Source organism: Streptomyces mesophilus (assembly GCF_040300965.1).
Taxonomy (GTDB): Bacteria; Actinomycetota; Actinomycetes; order Streptomycetales; family Streptomycetaceae; genus Streptomyces; species Streptomyces mesophilus_A.
The window spans coordinates 18048-36572 of the sequence record NZ_JBEPEW010000031.1; the positions used below are offsets into that span (position 1 = coordinate 18048).

Below are 18525 nucleotides of genomic sequence, written 5' to 3' on the forward strand. Positions count from 1 at the left end.
GGGCGCCCAGGACGGCAACGCGGCGCGGCCCGCCGGTCCGAGGACCGGCGGGCCGCTGTCATCACGGGGTCAGCGCGTGGCTAGTACCGCGTGGTGAGCCAGAACATGCGGAACTGGGTCTTGTCCCCCCTTCCGCGGAAGGTCTTGCCGCCCAGGTTCATCGTCTTCTGGACGAGCGGCGCACACACGCCCTTGCACACGTTGCGCGACGTGCCGCCGTAGACGACCTCGAGGTTCGGGTTCTGCTTCACCCAGTTGAACACGGCCTCCTCGGCGTGCTCGTAGGCCTGCTTGCCCTTGGCCGTCAGCCGGCCGGGGACCGGCTGGCCCTGGATGAACTCCTCACCGTTCTTCAGGACGCCCTTGCCGACCTCGTCGATGTGCTTGCCACCGGCCAGCGCCACCTTCTCGCTGATCTCTCCGGTGATCTTGTTGCGCACACCGATCACGGCGACCGTCGAGTAGTCGTGGCCCTTGCCCCACTGCTTCTTGAGGTCGTCGGCGCGCTTCTGCGCGGCGATCGCCTCGTTCTCATAGCCGCAGTTGTGTACGAGAACGGCGGTGTGGCGCGCGCCCACGTAGTACGTGTGGACGCCCTCGACCGACAGGTTGTACACGCGCTCCGTGCGGTGCGCGGTGTCGACCGCGGTGATCTGGACCCAGGTGCCGGCGGAGGTCTGCAGCCACATGCCGGACTCGAGGTCCTGTGCCTTGACCCACTTGCCGAAGTCCGGCAGCCAGTACAGGTGCGCGGCCGTCGAGGTGAGCTCGACCGGCTTGGCCCTGCCGTCCTTCCCGTCACGGTCGACGGTCAGGGTGACGAGGGCCTTCTCGCCCTTGTGGCTGCGGGCGTTGGTGACGTACCGGGGCTCGGTCGCACCGGTCTCCGGGTCGGTGGCCACGACCTTGTCGCCGACCTTCAGCTTCTCGATGTCCGTGGTGCTGCCGTCCGCGAGGACGACCTGCGTTCCGGCCACGAAGCTGTTGGTCTTGCAGGACTTCGCATCCGGCTTGTCCGGCGACTTCGTCGTCGAACCGTCCGGACCGTCGGCCTTGCGGGTGTCGTTCGCCGTGTCCGCCGCGTCGCCGACGTTGTCCGCCGTCTTGCGCGCGTCGTTGGCGGTGTCGGCCGCCTCGATGCCCTTGGCGGCGTACTTGCCGGCCTTGACCGCCGTCGCCCCGTAGCCCACCAGCGGGATCGCCGAGGCGAGCGAGAGTGCGGCGTCGGCGTAGTTGCCCTCGGCCGCGTACCAGATGCCGTTGGCGACGTCCGCGACCTCGCCGACGACGGGTATCAGCCCGACCACGTCGAGCGCGGCGTGTCCGATGTCGGACAGCGAGAGCCCGAACAGATGCCCGTCGAGCTCGACGAAGCTGATCGGGTTGCCGCCCGCGAACGCGTACCGGTTCCCGGTGAACGGGTCGGTGGCCAGGGACATGTCGGCGAGCGCTCCGCTGTACGAGTCCCGGGTCAGGAAGCGGTTCAGCCCCGGGTCGTAGTTGCGGAAGCCCATGTCGTACGTGCCCGAAGAGGCGTCGAAGCGCGAGGAGTTGAAGCGGAACGCGTTGTACGAGTCCTGCTCCTCGCCGCCCGCGGCCGGCTTGTCGGCGCCGGTCATCTGGGACGCGTCGTCACTGCCGTAGGCCGTGTAGCCGTACGTGGCGCGGGTCTTGCCGTCCTCCTTGGTGATCGCCTCGACATCGCCGCGCGGGCTGGTGACGTACTGCGAGACCTCCTTCGCACCGTCCTTGTGCTTGATCTGCGTGGCCCGCTGACCGCCGGCCAGGTACTGGTAGTCCTTGTCGGCCTTGCCGTCCACGGTCTCGCGCAGGAGCGTGCTGTCCATGCCGAGGTAGGTGAACGCCGTCGTCTTGCCCTGGTCGCCGGTCGTGGTCTGGGAGACCGTGCGGTCGAACGGGTCGAAGACATAGCTGGTGGTCTGGGCCGTCGCACCCACGCCCGAGCGGACCTTCACCGTCCGGTCGAAGCCGTCGTAGGTGTACTTCTCGGCCGTCTGGCCACCGGTGCTGATCGTGTCGAGCCGGCCCAGCGGGTCGTAGTTGTAGGTGGACGTGGCGCCGAGCGACGACGCCGACAGCAGCCGGTTGCGGTCGTAGCGCTGCGTCGTGGTGACCTTGTCCACCGTCTGCTCGACGATGTTGCTGTTGCGGTCGTAGCGGTACTCCTCGGTCGCCGGGGCGTCGCCCGCCTTGTCGACCTTGGTGATGCGGTCCTGCGGGTCGTAGGTGAAGGAGTAGGTGTTGTTGATGTACGCCCCGTTGTCGTCGGCGTTCATCAGCTTCAGTACGTCCTTGGAGCGGTGCCCGTTGGGCGTGTACTCCAGGTCGTGCTGCGCTACTTCGGTGCCGCCCGAGGTCTTCTCGAGGGACTGCTGTACCGACCCGTCGGGGTAGTACTTCATCTCGAGCGTGTTGCCGTTGGGCTTGGTCTGCTTCAGGAGCTGGCCGCGCGCGGTGTAGGACATCGAGGTGATCTGCTGATTGCCCGCGGTGGGCGTATCGGCGTTGGTCACCTTCTTGACCAGGTCGCGCTCGTCGTACTCGATCTGCTGCCAGGTCAGGTCGTGGGTGGCGGTGAGCGGGTTGCCGTTCTCGTCGTAGGTCAGCGCGGTGGTGTTCTTGACCGTGCCGCTCGCGAGTTCCTCGACCTTGCTGATCCGGTTGAGACCGTCGTACACGATCTTGTACGTGTCGATCTTCGCGCCCGGCGAGAGGTCACGGACCTCGGTCTTGTTGCCGTTCGCGTTGTACTTGTAGGTGAAGTCCTTCTTCTCCGTGTCCGTTTCACCGGAAGCGGAGCGGACCAGCTTCACCGAGTCGGCCAGTACGGTGCCGTTCGCCTTGTCGGTCAGCGTGACCTTCTGCGGACCGTCCTCGACGAACGCGTAACTGCCGAGCGAGATCCACTCGCCCGCCCGCTGGGTCTGGTCGACCGTCCTCGTCGCGCTGCCGCCGTCGTGATCGATCTTGAAGGCGGCGTCGCTCGCGGCCCCGGTCATCTTCGGGTGCCGTACGAAGACCTCGTACGTGCCGTTCTGCGGGATGTTCAGCTGCCACGAAAGCGAGGCGCCGCCGTCACCCGCGGGATGCGAGTAGGTGTCGTAGCCGTACTGCTGCTCGGCCTGTGTCCGCGCCCAGTTGCCCTGCAGCGCGGTGTTGTTGAAGTCCGAGCTGTCGACCAGGACGGCCTGCCGGCCGACGGGCACCCCGTCGTCGGCGCGCGCCTTCTCGTTGCCCGACAGGTAGTAGTCCCAGGTCATGGTGCGCTGCTGGGAGCCGCCCGCCGAGGTGAGCGTGTTCTTGGTCTGCTGGCCGAGCTTGTTGTACTCGTAGGCCGTGGAGATGTCCCACGGGTCCTTCGAGGTCTCGGTCCAGCCGTTGTCGTAGTACGTGTACTCGGTGACGTTGCGGACGGTCTGGCCCTCGGACGGCGGGGCCGATACGGACTGCAGGTTGCCGACGGAGTCGTAGGCGTAGAACACCGAGTCCGGCGTGGTGTAGGTCGCGTCGTCCTTGTCGAAGGCGGAGCGCTCCTCCTTCACCCGGTTCAGCTCGTCGTACACCGTCTCGGAGGTGAAGTCCGTGTCGTCGCCGGTGGTTTCGACGCCGCGCGGAGTGATCGTCTTCGTCCGGTTGCCCACCTGGTCGTACGCGTACTTGGTGGTGCGGTAGGTGACGTTGCCGGAGGAGTCCTCCTTCACCGGCAGCTTCGACTCCACGAGTGCGCCGCGCTCGTCGTACGTGGCGAGCGACTCGTTGCCCTCGGCGTCGGTCTGACCGAGCTGGAGGCCGTCCTTGTCGTAGCGGACCGAGGTGGCCCACTCCAGGGCGTCGATGGTGCGCTTGGTGCGGTGGTTGAGGTCGTACTCGTAGCGGGTGGTGTAGTCGTCGGGGTCCGCGCTGGCGTTCTTGCGCGGGTCGACGATCTTGACGACATTGCCGACGTTGTCGTACGACACCGTCGCCTTGTTGCCCTCGGCGTCCACCATCTCGACGGGCTGGTAGGCCGCGTCGTAGACCGTGGTGGCCGTGAAGTCGCCTTCCTCGGGCGTCAGATTGCCCTGCGGACCGGTGACCTTCAGGATGTTGCCGACCTTGTCGTACGCGGTCGTCGTCCTGCGGCCCGGATCCGTGGCCTCGTCGCCCGGGTCGACCGTCTCGATCGCCTGGTCGGCCTTGTCGAACACCGAGGTGGAGACAGCGCCGTTGGGCGCCGTCACCTTCGTGATGTTGTCGTTGGCGTCGTAGACCGGTGCGGGCGTGATGACGAAGTTGTTCTCCGCCTGCTTGACCGGCTCCTTCTTCTCCAGCGGCCGGCCGAACACGTCGTAGGTCTGGGTCACCTCGGCGCTCTTGGCGTTGATGACCTCGGTGACGTTGCCGCGCACGTCGTACGCGAAGTGCGAGTCGTGGCCCGCCGCGTCCGTGATGGTCTTCGGGAAGCCGACCGGTTCGAACTCGCCGTACTTCGTGGCGTGTCCGTTGGCGTCGGTCTCCTTGACGACCTGGCCGTACGCGTCGTACTCGGTGCGGGCGGTGTAGTCGCCCTCCGTGGCGGAGGCGACGCCCTTCGGGTCGGTGACCGACGTCAGGTTGCCCTTGGTGTCATAGCCGAACCGGTAGGTGCGCCCCTCGGGGGACTTCTTCTCGAAGAGGTCGGCTATGTGGCCGTCGAGCCCGTAGGAGTAGGTGAAGGTCTTCGCCTCGGTGCCGTTCTTGTTGGCCTCGGCGTCCTTCTGCTCCAGCGGATAGCCGGTCTTCGGGTCGTACTGCCAGGTGGTGACGGCGCCGTTGGCCTCCTCGATGCGCGTCACGTTGTTGTCGGTGTCCCAGGCCATCCTGGTGGTCTCGGACTTGGCGTTGGTCATCGCGGTGGCGCGGCCGTAGCCGTCCATCACGTACTGGCTCGCGTGGTTCTCGGCGTCGGTCACCTCGGTGCTGATGACCGAACCCGCCGTGCCGTCAGGATCGGTGTACGCGTAGTCCGTGGTGCCGCCGAGGCGGTCGGTCAGCGTCTGCGTGTTCCAGTGGAACTTCGGGTCGTCGCCCTCGCTCGGGTAGTAGTAGTCGAGCGACGTGGCGTTGCCCCGCGGGTCGGTGACCTTGACCAGCTTGGCGTTCTTGTTGCCCTGCTCCATGTCGTACGTGAAGCCGAACACCTTCGGCTGGGACGAGCCCACGCCGTCGGTGAGCTTCGTGAGCAGGCCCTGGTCGGAGTACTCGAAGGCGACCTTGCGCCCGGAGATGTCCGTCATCGACTTGACGTGGTCGATGATCTTCGGGCTGTTGGTGTCGGCCTTCGTGTAGTACTCGACCGACAGCGACTGCCGCTGCGCCGGGTCCTCGATGTACGTGAGGAACTTGACCGGCTTGTTGTTCGACTTGCGCTCGGCGTACGTGTACGTCTGCGTGTTGCCGTTCTTGTCGACCACCGACGTCAGATAGCCGTCGCAGTCGAAGAAGAACTGGGTGCGGTCCGGCCGGGTCAGGGACCAGGCACGCGGGTCGCCGTCCGCGCTCGGCTTGCAGTCCACGCCCGCGCCCTGGCGCAGCAGATAGTGCACGCCTGCGGGGGCCCGCCAACTGCCGTCGTCCTGCTTGCGGAAGACATGCGCGGTGCCGTCGCCGTCGGGGAGGGTGACCTCCGTCGGGTTCGGGTTGGGGTGGAAGTCCAGCGCCGCGCCGAGCCTGAGCGGCATCGAGAGCTGCGCCGACCAGCCGTGGCCGAGCACCGTGTCCGAGGTGTCCTGCGAGTTGTACGCGAACCGTCCGAAGGTGGCGATGCCACGGCCGGGGTTGTTGAACGCGTTGTACTGCCAGACCGTGTTGCCCGCGTACAGGTTCGTCATCAGCGACGAGCCCGCGCCGGTGTTCTTGCCCGCGTACGTGAAGAACTTCTCCAGACCCAGCTGGTTGGAGGTCGGGTCCTCGGTGCGCACGTTCTGGGCGAGCGGCGGGATGTTCTCGGTCGCCGACAGCCAGGTGCTGTTCGCGGTGTTCTTCAGGTCCCACTTCAGGACGTACTCGAGGCGCTTGTTGCCCGAGTCCGAGTTGATGGGTGCCTTGAGCTTGGCCGGGACGGTGATCGAGTCGCCGGGCAGCACCTCGGTGGCGAGCTGGGTGGCCAGCTGGTTGCCTCCGGTGGTGGCGTCCGTGCCGTCGGGCAGCGACCAGGTGTACGACAGGGCGCGCTGCCCCGCCGGCCAGGTGCTGGTCGTGGTGTTGGTGAGGGTGACGTCGACCGTGTACTCGTCGCCGGGGATCATCCGCGCCGGGGTGTACGGCGAGAAGTACGTGTTCTCCGTGGACTTGGACAGGTAGGTCACGACCAGCTGCGGCCGCAGCTGGGTCTCCTCGGCCTCCGAGGACAGGAACAAGGTGCGTTCCTGCGGCCCGGTCGCCGACTCGTCCTTGAGGCGGACGGCGACCCCGTGGTTGCTCGTGGGGTCGGAGACCCACTTCTGGGCGAGCGAGGTCAGCGACCAGCTCTGGCGCGCCGGGTCGTTGGTGACGGTGCCCACCGTGTCGGAGACGGCGGCGTCCATGTCACCGCCCGCCGCGGTCCAGTTGGTCGTGGCGTTCGCCTTGGTCCAGCTGGCGGCGGTCTCGTCGAAGTCGCGGGTCAGACCGCGTGCTTCGTAGATCGCGCCGTTCGTGCCGGTCGAGGTGGTGAAGCCCCACAGGTCGAGCTGCGCGTCGAGCACCCGCGCGCCCGCCGGGATGGCTTCGGTGCCGGGGAAGTCGAGCAGGGCCCGAGTGGTGCCGTACGTACCGGAGTTGTTGCCGACCGAGAGCCACGACCGCTGCAGACCGGACTCGGAGATCGTGTCGTGTCCGGTGGCGGGCTGCGCGGAGGACAGCGTGGTGTCGCTCTGTCCGCTCTGCAGCACCACGGTGGTACGGCCGGCCTTGGGCAGCCGTACGAGCTGGGTGGTGGACGGCAGCACACGGCCGTCCTTCAGCTTGACGGCGACCATGTAGTAGTAGGCGTTGCCGAACGGGTCGGCGGAGTCCGCCGGTGTCGGCGTGGCCGTGGTGTCCGTGAAGTTCCGCAGGTCCTTGGAGACCGGCGAGACCATGGTCTGCCAGGACGGGGTGAAGCGCTGGAAGACGCTGCGGTGGACCTGGTACTCGACGATGTCGTCGCCGGTGTTCGCGGCCGACGGGTCGGTGTACGCGGGCCAGTTCAGCTCCGCGCCCGTGGAGTGCACGGTGCGCGGCGGGTCCACGTCGACGCCCTGTGTGCCGTAAGTGAGCACGAGCTTCGGGTAGTTGGCGATCTCGCCCTTGTACGCGTACTCGGCGGCCTCGTACCGCGGACCGCCCTTGGGCGCGGTGGCGGACTCGTCGCCCGCCTTCACCACGAAGCCGTTGTTGGCGTAGGTGCCGTCGAGCCACTGCTGCACGGTCTTGGTCACCGCGAAGCTGTGCCAGGTGTTGCTCACGTCGGGCCGCTTGGTGACCACACCGCCCTTGGTGAAGCGGACGGCGTCCGCGAGCACCGTGGTCGAGGTGGACGCGGGACCGTCGCCGAGGACGACCTTGCCGGCCGTGCCCGCCTTGAACGGGTGCGTGCCGAGCGTCTTCCACTCGCCTTCGCTGCCCGCCTGCTGGTTGACGGTGTACGCCTTGCTGCCGCCGCTGTGGGTCACGGTGTACGGGGCGTTGGCGGCGCGGTCGGAGGCCGGGACGTAGTGCACGTCGACCTGGTAATTGCCGTCCTCGGGGAGGTTCGGCTGCCAGGAGTACGTGTCGCCCGCGGTGGCGTCCTTGTTGTAGCGGTAGTCCAGACCGTGCGCGTACTGCGTGTACGCGGTGTTGGTCGAGGACGGCCAGGCGCCCTGGGCCGCCGTGGTGCCCGCGTCCCCGTCGTCGACCAGGACCGAGGTACCGGACAGTTCGCCGGTCAGGTCCTTGGCGTTGTTCCAGGTGGCACCGGTCTCGGTCCACGGGCCCGTGGCGCGGTGCGCCTCAAGGGCCACTTCCTCGGCGCCGGTGGTGTGCGTCTGGTCGTAGTAGAGCTTGAGCTCGGCGTTGTCGAGCTTGGTCCCCGCCGGGATCCCGGCCAGACCGAAACGCAGCAGGGCCCGGCTCGACCCGGTGGCGGTGTTGCCGACCGAAAGCCGCCAGCTGCCGTCGTAGTTGTCCGCCGGGCCGTCCGAGGAGATCATGACGTCCTCGGACTGCGACGGGGTCGGCGCGATGGTGATGGTCGGATCGACCGTCACGGGGTACTGGCGCGCGCCCGCCGTCAGCCACTTGGCGTCCGGCCGCAGACTCACCGCGTACGAGCCGTCCTTGCCGGTCAGCTGCTGCCGTACGGCGTCGGAGGACTTGGTCCCGTACGGGGAGGACGCGTCCTTCTTCGAGTCCGTCATGAACGGCGCGGGGATGACCAGTTCGGGCCGCTTCGGCCCGGCGCTCTCGCTGTAGAGCGCGATGCTGCCGTTGTCCTGCGCCTTGGCCTCGAGGCCGTGGGTGTCGAGGGTGAACTCGTACACCGGAGCGGTCGCAGGGCGCTCCCGCAGGACGATGCCCTCCTTCACGCTGCCGTTGCCGACGGTGTACTGGAGGTCGGCGCCTTCGCCGAAGGCGTTCTTGTACGTGACGGTGTTGCCGTCCGTGACCGGGGTCAGCTTCTCGGCGCCGGCGTCCTTGAGCCCCAGGGACACCCAGTGGCCCTCGTCGAGCTCGAAGCGGACCAGCTCGCCGGGGCGTGAACTGAAGTACGTACGGGCCAGGTTGGTGGTGTTGGCCTTGTCGAAGCCCTTGCGGCCGGTGTCGGTGACCTCGGTGTCGATGGCCTTCCAGGAGCGGTCCTTGCCCTTGCCCGTGGGGTACGCGTCGGGCACGGACGCGACCTCGGACTGGACCCGTCCGTCGGACAGCTGCCAGTAGCGGGCGTGCGGGGTGCGGCGCTCCTTGAGCTCCTTGACCCGCTTGGGCTCGGCCGCGGCCTTGCCCTTCGGGAGGCGTTCGCCGGCGGCGACGTCGGTGTCCGGGAGGCTCGGCGGGTCCGCCGGCTCCTCGTCGCCTTCGCTCAGGCCCAGGAAGTTCTTGATGCCGGATGCGAGTCGTTGGGTGTCCGGCGGTTGCGCGAACGCGGGTGTCGTGGGTGCGAGGGCGGTGACCACCGCCAGCACCACGGTCGTGGCCAGGAGCCGTCTGGCTCTCGGTCTCTGCATCGGTTTCCCTTCGCGAAGGAACCAAGGACCAACTGCCGGACGGCAGTTGGCGGGCGAGACCTTCTACACCGCCGCGTGATGCACATGTCAACCGATCGGCGATAAGGCTCACCTCGCTGCAAAGACAGGAAAATCAGGGTGAGTTGGGGATGAAATCCGGCCACGGCCGCCAAATGCCCAGTTTGACCGACAACTTGACATGCACTGGTCCGTGGCTCTTGGATCTGGCGTCGTCGCACCGGCGAAGGGCCGTGCCGCCTCAGGTGGAGAGTCGCCATGTCCAGGGGAACCGAGGAAAAGGTGGAGTCGCAGGCCGCATCGGCCGAGGTGGCTCCGGATGAGCCGACGGAGCCGGCTGCGGCACGTCGCACCCTCGCCGACCGGCCGGGCATCGTGGCGGCCGTGGTGGTCCTCGCCCTGTGCGCCGGGCTCGTCCTCTACAGCGTGCTGCGGGGCGAGGAGAGCGATCCGCCCCGCAAGGTGCCGACCGCCGCGGTGACGTACGAGGTGACGGGCGAAGGCACGGTCGACATCACCTATCAGGGCGCGAGCGAGAAGGGCACGGCCGAGACCGTCGCCCGGGCCGAACTGCCCTGGCGCAAGGAGGTCAGGGTGCCGCTCGGCCGGGCGCCGGTCGTCTCCGTCGTCCTCGGCGCGAAGGGCGGCCAGGCCAAGTGCGCCCTCGCGATCAAGGGCCGCCATGTGCAGAGCGCCACGGCGGACGGCGCGTACGGGCGGACGAACTGCACGGGCGTGCTGCCGTCACCGGCACCGAGCGCGGACTGACCGGCCCGCGGTGCGGGCCGGTCAGTCGCTCACGGCGTTCTGCTCGGTACGGGTGGGGCCTCTTCGGCGCGGAACGGGCCGCTCAGCGCAGCCGCAACCGGAAGACGTCATCCGCGGCATTGGTGTCGCCGGGCACGAAATCCGTGGCGGCGGAGGCGAACACCACGCTGCCGTCCTTCGTGAACGAGGCGTGCCCGATGTCCCCGGACTCGGAACCCTCGGTGTTCACCGGGATGAGCAGGCTCGACGGACCCGAACCGTTCACCTCCCGCACACGGATCCCGCCGTCGCGCCACGTGCGGTACGCGACATACCGGCCGTCCGGGCTGATCGCGGCCGGACTCCGGGTGTAGAAGTCGGCCTCGCCGCCGTGGTCGCTGTGCACGCGCGTCGAGGTGCCGGTGCGCAGATCGCGGACGAAGACGTTCCAGCTCTTGTCGTCGTCACCGGGCACGATGTGGTCGTCGGGGGACTCGAAGGCCACATGACGGCCGTCGCCGCTGATGACCGGGTCCGTCGACTCGCGCTTCATCGGGGTGCCGTCATGGCTGACGTCCGCCCGGGTCAGAGTGCCGGTCCTGCGGTCCCGCACATAGACCTGGGCCCAGTCGTCGCCGCGCGGCCCGTTCGTGTAGTTGTACTGGTACGCCACGAAGCGCCCGTCGTCGCTGATGGTGGGGTTCAGGGCGGCGCGCGGCTGCCAGTCGGGGCGGTCGTGGCTGACCCGCTCGGTGACGTTCTCGCGCAGGTCCCGTACGTAGATCCGGCCGCCCTCGTCCACCGTGGGCTCGGGCGGATAGGCGGCGGTGAACGCGACATGGCGGCCGTCGGCGCTGATCGCGAAGTCCGAGACGGTCGCACCCTGGTAGCCCTCGGGAATCCCGACGTCTACGCGCTCGGGCCGGGCGGTGGAGCCGATGCGGTGCACGAAGTGCCCTGATTCCCCGGCGACTTGGCCCTCGAAGAGCACATGCCGTCCGTCGCCGCTGAGGGTGGCGGTGACGTCGGAGCCTGCGGGCACGCCGGGGATGACGAGCCGTCGTACGGTGCCGTTGCCGAGGTTCTTCAGGAACCAGGGCAGTCCGGCCGTGGGCGCTCCCGTCTCGATATTGCCGGCCGTCGAGCGGAACAGAACGGTCCGCCCGTCCCTGCTGACGGATGCGGCGCCGCTCCCGGCGTCCGCCTGCGCGCCGCTCTTGGCGGTGCTGATCCGCGTGTACGACGGCTGCCGTTGGTCGTCGGCGGCGGCGATCGGTGCGGTGAGCGCGGCTGTCGTGCCGAGTGCGATGGTCAGCGCGGTCACGGCGACCGCGCGCGTTGCGATGGGCATGCTTCCCCCGAAGCCCTAGATGGTCTTGATGTCCCCCGGCCCTGCGCCGAGGGCTCAATTCGATGCAAACCCACCATAGGTCACAGGTCAATACGCTCCTTTACGTACAACCCAGGCGGCTTCTCGTGCGTCCACGCGTCCCTTGTGATGACTCACTTCCCGTACGGAACAGGCTTGTTCGCCACAGCGTCGGCCTGCTCCCGCAGCGCCTCGATCAGCGTCCGAGCCTGTGCGTGGCGGCGGCCGCGGAGTGTGGCGACGCCCAGGTGCCGGGTGGGCGCGGGCGGCCTGAGCGGGACGGTGCGCACGCCGGGGACCTTGGGCGTGAGGGCGATGGAGGGGATGAGCGAGATGCCGAGTCCCGCGGCGACCAGGGAGCGGGCGAAGAAGTAGTCGGTGGTGGTGCTGCGGACGTCCGGGTCGAAGCCGGCCTGTTCGGCGTGCCGGCGCAGGAAGCCCGCCGTCTTGAGGCAGCCGAGGACCCAGGGTTCGGCGGCCAGTTCGCCGAGGTCGAGCTCCGCGCGCCCTGCCAGCGGATGGCGCCGCGGCAGCACCACATGCAGCGGGTCCTCGAGGAGCGGGCTCCAGGTCAGCCGGTCCCGCGGCCCCGACCAGCCGGGCAGCGGACCGTCGAACTCGTAGGCCAGGGCCAGGTCGACGGCGCCCTGGCGGACCAGCGGCAGGCTGTCCTCCGGTTCGGCCTCCCGTACGTGCACGACCGTACCGGGGTGCTCCGCCGCGAGCCGGGCCAGCGCGCCGGGGAGCAGCAGCCGGCCGCCGCTGCTGAAGGTGGCGACGGTGAGCTGGGTGCGTCCGGTCTCCAGGCGGTCGATCTGCTGCCGGGCGTGGGTGAGTTCCGCCGTCACGGACTCGGCCGCCGCCACCATGATCCGTCCGGCCGGAGTCAGCGCCACGCCCCGGGTGCTGCGGGAGACCACCTCCGTACCGAGGCTGCGCTCCAGGGCGGCGATGTGCTGCGAGACGGCCGAGGGGGTGAGCCGCAGCTCGGTCGCCGCCCGGTTGAAGCTGCCGTGCTCCGCCACCGCCCGCAGGACGCGGAGCCGCTGCACATCGATCAACAGTTTTCCTTAATACGGATTCATCAAGTGGCCACTTCTGCTGGTGACTGTAGATGCCCAGGATGAGGGCATGCAAAGGATCTGTGTGATCGGCGGAAGCCGTTACTTCGGCAAGCTCCTGGTGGAACGCCTGCGGGCGGCCGGGCATCAGGTGACGGTGATCAACCGTGGTTCCGGCGTGCCGCCCGCGGGAGTCGAGCACCTCGTGGCCGACCGGGACGACGAGGCCGCGCTCGTCGCGGCACTCGGCGCGCGCACCTTCGACGTGGTCGTCGACCAGGTCTGCTACACCCCGGTGCAGGCCGCGATCGCCGTCCGCGCCTTCCGTGGCCGGGCCAGGCGCTATGTGATGACCTCAACGATCGAGGTGTACGACCCCGCGACCGCCGAACTGCCGCTCGCAGCCCCTGGGACGCCGGTGCCGGAGACCGCCGTGGACCCGGCCTCGTGGCTCGTACGGGCGGATCTTCCGTGGCACGACCAGGCATATCTGGAGACGCACTACGCCGAGGGCAAACGGCAGGCGGAGGCGGTGTTCACCCAGGACGGCGGGTACGCGTTCATGAGCGTGCGCAGCGCGCATGTACTCGGCGGCGGCGCCCTGGAGTTCACCGGACGCCTCGCGCACTACGTGGAGCGGGTGCTCGGGGATCTGCCGGTCGCCGTGCACGCCGATCCGCTGCCGACCGTCTTCGTCCACTACGCCGAGCTGGCGGCACTGCTGCACTGGGCCGCCACCGAAACCGACTTCACCGGTCCGCTCAACGCGTCCTCGGGCGACCCGCTAGACGTGTACGGCCTGGTCGACGTGATCGCCTCGCGTGCGGGCCGGGCGCCCGTGTACGCAACCGTCGCCACCGGGCAGGAGGCCTCGCCCTTCTCCTTCGACCGGCACTACGCGATGAGCAACGCCCGCGCCGAGAAGGCGGGCTTCGCCTTCTCCCGTACGGCGGACTGGCTGCCTCAGGCGGTCGACGAAGCACTCGCCGCGCACAGGCACTGACCTGCCTTGCCTTGCCTTGCCCTGCCTTGCCTTGCCCTGCCTTGCCCCTCCCCCTGCCCCCGTACGACTGCCCCTGCCCCTGCCCCTGCCCCTGCCCCTGCCCCTGCCCCTGCAGACACTGACACTCCCGGAGGAACGGCCCCGTGCAGTACCGCCGTATTGGAACCACACGCGTCAGCGCCATCGGCCTCGGCGCCATGCCGCTCTCCATCGAGGGCCGGCCCGACGAGGCGCGCGCCGTCGCGACGGTGCACGCCGCCCTCGACGCCGGGGTCACGCTCATCGACACGGCCGACAGCTACCACTGGCACGCCGGCGAGAGCGGCCACAACGAGCTCCTGATCGCCCGTGCCCTGGCGAGTTATCCGGGCGACACCTCCGCCGTGCTCGTCGCGACCAAGGGCGGGCGCGGGCGCCCGGGCGACGGCAGCTGGACCGTGAACGGTACGCCGGCCCACCTCAAGCGCGCCGCCCAGGACTCGGCGCGGCGCCTGGGCGTCGAGGCGATCGGTCTGTATCAGCTGCACAAGCCGGACCCGGCGGTCCCGTGGGCCGAATCCGTGGGCGCGCTGCGGGAGTTGCTCGACGCCGGCACGATCCGGGCGGCCGGGATCTCCAACGTGACCACCGAGCAGATCCGCGCGGCACACGCCCAGCTCGGCGACGGACTCGTCTCGGTGCAGAACCAGTACTCCCCCGCCGTCCGCGACAGCGAGGCGGAGCTCCGGCTGAGCACCGAGCTCGGTCTGACTTTCCTGCCCTGGAGCCCGCTGGGCGGCATCGCCCGCAGTGCGCTCGACGGCCCGTCGGGCGCCACATCGGCGGGCACGGCGTTCCACCGGGTCGCCGCCGCGCACGAAGTGAGCCCGCACCAGGTGGCGCTGGCGTGGCTGCTGTCCCGGTCCCCCGCCGTGATCCCGCTGCCGGGCGCGAGCCGCCCCGAGTCGATCCGTGACTCGGCGGCGGCCGCTGAACTGCGGCTCAGCTCTGCGGAGTCGGCTCTGCTCGACGCGGCCTGAGCCCGGTGAGCGTGCCCGTCAGGGCGACGGCCACGACCGCGAGACCGACGAGCAGACAGGTGGTCGTCACGCCCAGTCCCGCCGCGGCCGCCGTGACCACGCCCGCGCCGAGCGGGCCGAGTGCGGTGTGGATGGTCCAGAACGACGAGGTGACCCGGCCGAGCAGATGGCTCGGGGTGACCTCCTGCCGCAGCGACATCGAGCTGATGCCGGCGATCCCCGTGCACATCATCGTGAGCAGCATCAGCGCACCGACCAGCGGGACGCTGTGGACGAGGCCGATCGTGGCGATGGACAGGCCGGCGAGGACGACCCCGCCGATCCAGACCACACCGAACGCGAGCCGCTTGCGGATCCGGGCCACGACGGCCGCGGCGATGAACGAGCCGACGGTGCCGGCCGTCAGGACGTAGCCGACCGTGGTGTCGGGGCGGTCCAGTTGGTGCTCGATCAGGAAGATCACCAGGTCGGTCAGGCCGTACGTCAGGAAGGTGAAGAGCGAGAGCAGCAGCGTCAGGGGGCGGAGCATGGGGTGGGCCCAGAGGAATTTCGCCCCGGCCAGGAACTCCTCGCGTACTCCGCCGCGTTGGGCCTTCTCGCCCTCCGGCGCGGGCTCGGCGTCCTCCCGCCGGGGCCGGGAGTCGAAGCGGACGAAGTGAATGCCCAGCGCGGAGACCGCGAAGGTCGCGGCGTCGATACCGATCGCGGCGGCAGGACCCGCGGCCGAGGCGACGAAACCGGCGAGCGCGGGTCCCGCGACACCCGCGGCGGCATACGTGGCGAACAGATGCCCGTTGGCCTTGGTGATCTGGTCCCGCCCGACCAGGGACGGCACGACGGTCACATACGTGACCTGGAAGAGCATCGAGAAACAGCCCGCGACCGGGACGATCGCGTAGATCAGCCAGATCGGTTCGCCGCGCAGCCAGGCCAGCGGAATCAGCAGATAGAGCAGACAGCGCGCACCGTCGGCGAGCATCAGCAGCCGTCTGCGGTCGAACCGGTCGGCGATCACGCCCGCGAAGAGACCCATCACGATGGACGCGATGCCGGTGAGCGCGGTGACAAGGCCCATCTGCAGCACGGATCCGGTGGTGTGCAGCACCAGGAGCGGCAGGGCGACATACGAGAAGGAGTCACCGAGCGCGGAGAGGGTCTGCACACCGAGAAAGGTGCGGTACGCGGGGTTCCGCCACAGTCCGGGGGTTTCGCCGCCTTCTCCGTCGGCCGGTTTCTTACGGGTTCCGGATATGTCCTCTGCCGGCACGCGGGCCCTCCTGGCCTTCATTCGATCGAAACGCTCAATTCCGTTTGCTGTATTGAGCGTTCAATCATCTCGCTGTTAGATGGCGCTCGCCCGTCGCCCCCTCCGCCCCACCGGGACGGGCTGAAGAGAGTTCCTCCCACCTCTCGCCGAAGGAGCCTACGTATGCGCACACGTCTCGGCACCGCACTTTTTGCCGCCGCATCGGCCTTGACCCTCCTCGCCTCCTCCCCCGCCCACGCCTCCGTCATCTGGGACGGCGACGCCTCCGGCGGCACCGGAGTCTTCTCCTCGATCCTGTGCGACTCCCCCGGCAGCGTCGTCGCCCAGGACAACAACGACGGCCGCGGCCAGGTCTTCAAGTTCAACAAGCCCCTGGGCCTTGAGCGCTGCGAGGCGCACGGCATCAGCGTGGGCGGCTCGCGCTACACGTTCAAGAACAACTCGACGTACTGGATCGGCTGGGACACCTCCACCAACACCCCCGACGCGGGCACGATCTTCCAGTGGAAGTCGTACGGGACCAATGACCAGCACCAGCAGAACTACCCCGTTCTCATGAAGGTCGAGGGCGGGGTGCTCGAGCTGTTCCACATCAAGGTCGGCGAGGAGTGGACCCTCAAGTGGTCCACGCCCGTGACCACCAGCACGTACAAGCGCATCGTGCTCGCGATCCACACCTCGACCGATCCGGCCGCCGGCTGGGTCAGCGCCTTCTACAACGGCACCAAGGTCGCCGAGTTCTCCGGCCGCACCTGGGACGACCTCGGCAACGACACCCGCTTCGGCACATACGGCTCCGAAGTCACCGACAAGCGGGTCATCAACTGGATCGACGGCCTCAAGGTCGGCACCACTTACGGAGACGTGGACTAGCAGGTCACGCGGACGCGGACCGGCAACGGGGAGATGGACCAGCACATGAACAGCGCGAAGCCCGCAGGACGTCCGGTCACCCTGCTCGTGATAGGCGCGGGTGACCGGGGAACGGGCCATGCCCGCTGGGCCCTCGATCACCCCGACCGGGCGCGCGTCGTCGCCGTCGCCGAGCCGCGCGCGGTACGCCGCGAGCGGTTCGCGGCGGCACACGGTATCGCGGCCGTGGACGCGGTCGACGACTGGAGGGCGCTTGCCGCCCGCCCGAAGTCGGCCGACGCCGTGCTGATCTGCACGACGGACCGGATGCATGTGGAGCCGGCCGCGGCCTTCGCCGCGCTCGGCTACGCCATCATGCTGGAGAAGCCGATGGCCCTCGACGAGGAGTCCTGCCGCGGGATCGTCGAGGCCGTGGAGCGGGCCGGGGTGATGCTGGCCATCGGCCATGTGCTGCGCTACACGCCGTATACGAAGGCCCTCAAGGAGATCGTCGACTCGGGCCGGCTCGGCGCGGTGATGAGCGTGCAGCATCTGGAGCCGGTGGGCTTCTGGCATCAGGCGCATTCGTTCGTCCGCGGCAACTGGCGGCGCGCGGACGAGTCCACGTCGATGCTGATGGCGAAGTCCTGCCATGACCTCGACTGGTTGCAGTACGTCATCGGACGCCCGCCGGAGCGGGTGTCGAGCTTCGGCTCGCTGACGCATTTCACGGCGGCCAACCGGCCGCAGGGCGCGGCGGACCGCTGTACCGGCTGCGGGGTCGAGGCCTCCTGCCCGTACTCGGCCGTGCAGTTGTACGGCGGGATGCTGGAGCGGGGTGAGCACACGTGGCCGCTCGGCGTGGTGGTCGACGAGTTCACGTCCGAGGCACTCCGGCTCGCGCTCGCCGAAGGGCCGTACGGGCGCTGCGTCTACGCCTGCGACAACGATGTGGTCGATCACCAGGTCGTCTCGCTGGAGTACCCCGGCGGCGTCACCGCGGTGTTCACGATGACCGCCTTCGCCCGGGCCGGCCACCGCAGCACCCGGATCTTCGGTACGCACGGGGAGCTGATCGGGGACGGACGGACCCTGACCGTGCGGGAGTTCGCCTCCGGTCAGGAGGAGGTGATCGACACCGCCGCGGCCGGCGACATGAGCGCGGCCGGCGGTCACGGCGGCGGGGACGCGGGTCTGATGGACGCGTTCGTCGCGGCGGTCGCGAGCGGTGACGCCACGCTGATCCGTTCCGGCCCGCGCGACTCGCTCACCAGCCACCTCACGGTGCTCGCGGCCGAACGCGCCCGGCTGGCCGGGACGGTGGAGCGGGTACCGCGGCCCGGCCGCTGAGCCCGCAGCGGCCCGGTCGCCGAGCCACCGCGGCCTGACCGCTCACCCAGCGCGGTCCTGCCGTGCGCCTCGCGTACGCCGGGCCGCTCCTTCGCGGTCGTACGGGAAGGAAGTGCCGGCAGGGGCGGCTGCGGTGTGACTGTTCACCGGCCAGAGTGAGACGGGGCTTGGCACGGCTGTGAGCTGGGGAGTTGACGCTCTGCCCAGTCATCGACCAGTTGTCCAGGGGGAACCCGTGCGACTCCGCACCGCCGCCTTCGCCACCGCACTCGCCGCGCTCTCGCTCAGCCCGGCCGTCCATGCTCCTGCCCAGGCCGGGCAGCAGCCCGCGTTGATCGAGGGCCAGGTCTGCTTCTGGCCCGAGCCGAACATGATGGGGCCGGGCGGCGGGTGGTGCTACTCCGGCACCGGGTACGCCGACGTGCCCGACCGTATCCACGATCACGCCGGCTCCTTCGAGTCGCGCAGCAACGACCGCGTGTTCGCCATCGACCACCCCCGCTGGGGCGGCTGTGTGGCCCGCGAGATCCGCGGGCGCGACTACAACATGAACTGGATGGCGAACAACGACTTCGGCAACAGGATCGACGGCGTCTCGCACGAGAAGGGGAACTGTCAGACGGGCTGACGGGC

10 protein-coding genes are annotated in these 18525 nt (G+C 69.1%); 6 read left to right on the forward strand and 4 right to left on the reverse strand.

All coding sequences use genetic code 11. The features are described from left to right. Positions 1-80 precede the first annotated feature (80 nt). Complete coding sequence (locus tag ABT367_RS14170) at positions 81-9206, reverse strand: DNRLRE domain-containing protein (protein ID WP_352253007.1); 9126 nt, start codon at positions 9204-9206, stop codon at positions 81-83. Between the two features lie 276 nt (positions 9207-9482). On the opposite strand from ABT367_RS14170, the gene ABT367_RS14175 reads away from it, so the two are divergent. Then, positions 9483-9992: a hypothetical protein gene (locus ABT367_RS14175; RefSeq protein ID WP_352253009.1), complete on the forward strand. Its 510-nt coding sequence runs from the start codon at positions 9483-9485 to the stop codon at positions 9990-9992. Positions 9993-10074: 82 nt separating this feature from the next. On the opposite strand, the gene ABT367_RS14180 is transcribed toward ABT367_RS14175, so the two are convergent. Both ABT367_RS14180 and ABT367_RS14185 read right to left on the reverse strand, forming a co-directional pair. Beyond that, complete coding sequence (locus ABT367_RS14180; protein WP_352253011.1) at positions 10075-11322, reverse strand: hypothetical protein; 1248 nt, start codon at positions 11320-11322, stop codon at positions 10075-10077. A 152-nt stretch (positions 11323-11474) separates the two neighbouring features. Continuing rightward, complete coding sequence (locus ABT367_RS14185) at positions 11475-12401, reverse strand: LysR family transcriptional regulator (RefSeq protein ID WP_352253013.1); 927 nt, start codon at positions 12399-12401, stop codon at positions 11475-11477. 70 nt (positions 12402-12471) lie between these two features. Between ABT367_RS14185 and ABT367_RS14190 the strand changes: the two genes are divergently transcribed. Then, on the forward strand, positions 12472-13404 hold the full coding sequence (locus ABT367_RS14190) for an NAD-dependent epimerase/dehydratase family protein (protein ID WP_352253015.1): 933 nt from the start codon (positions 12472-12474) through the stop codon (positions 13402-13404). 143 nt (positions 13405-13547) lie between these two features. Then, positions 13548-14423: an aldo/keto reductase gene (locus ABT367_RS14195; protein WP_352253017.1), complete on the forward strand. Its 876-nt coding sequence runs from the start codon at positions 13548-13550 to the stop codon at positions 14421-14423. On the opposite strand, the gene ABT367_RS14200 is transcribed toward ABT367_RS14195, so the two are convergent. Next, positions 14386-15690, reverse strand: a complete 1305-nt coding sequence (locus ABT367_RS14200; protein ID WP_352253019.1) for an MFS transporter — start codon at positions 15688-15690, stop codon at positions 14386-14388. The two genes, ABT367_RS14195 and ABT367_RS14200, sit on opposite strands and share 38 nt — an antisense overlap. Positions 15691-15852: 162 nt before the next feature. On the opposite strand from ABT367_RS14200, the gene ABT367_RS14205 reads away from it, so the two are divergent. The 3 genes from ABT367_RS14205 to ABT367_RS14215 all read left to right on the forward strand — a co-directional run bounded on the left by ABT367_RS14205 (position 15853) and on the right by ABT367_RS14215 (position 18520). Further along, a complete protein-coding gene (locus ABT367_RS14205) occupies positions 15853-16563 on the forward strand; it encodes a heparin lyase I family protein (RefSeq protein WP_352253021.1) in 711 nt (236 codons plus the stop codon). Positions 16564-16608: 45 nt separating this feature from the next. Further along, positions 16609-17892: a Gfo/Idh/MocA family protein gene (locus tag ABT367_RS14210; RefSeq protein ID WP_352253023.1), complete on the forward strand. Its 1284-nt coding sequence runs from the start codon at positions 16609-16611 to the stop codon at positions 17890-17892. A gap of 235 nt (positions 17893-18127) precedes the next feature. Beyond that, entirely contained in the window at positions 18128-18520 is a 393-nt protein-coding gene (locus ABT367_RS14215) for a hypothetical protein (RefSeq protein ID WP_352253025.1), read from the forward strand. The last annotated feature ends 5 nt before the right edge of the window (positions 18521-18525 follow it).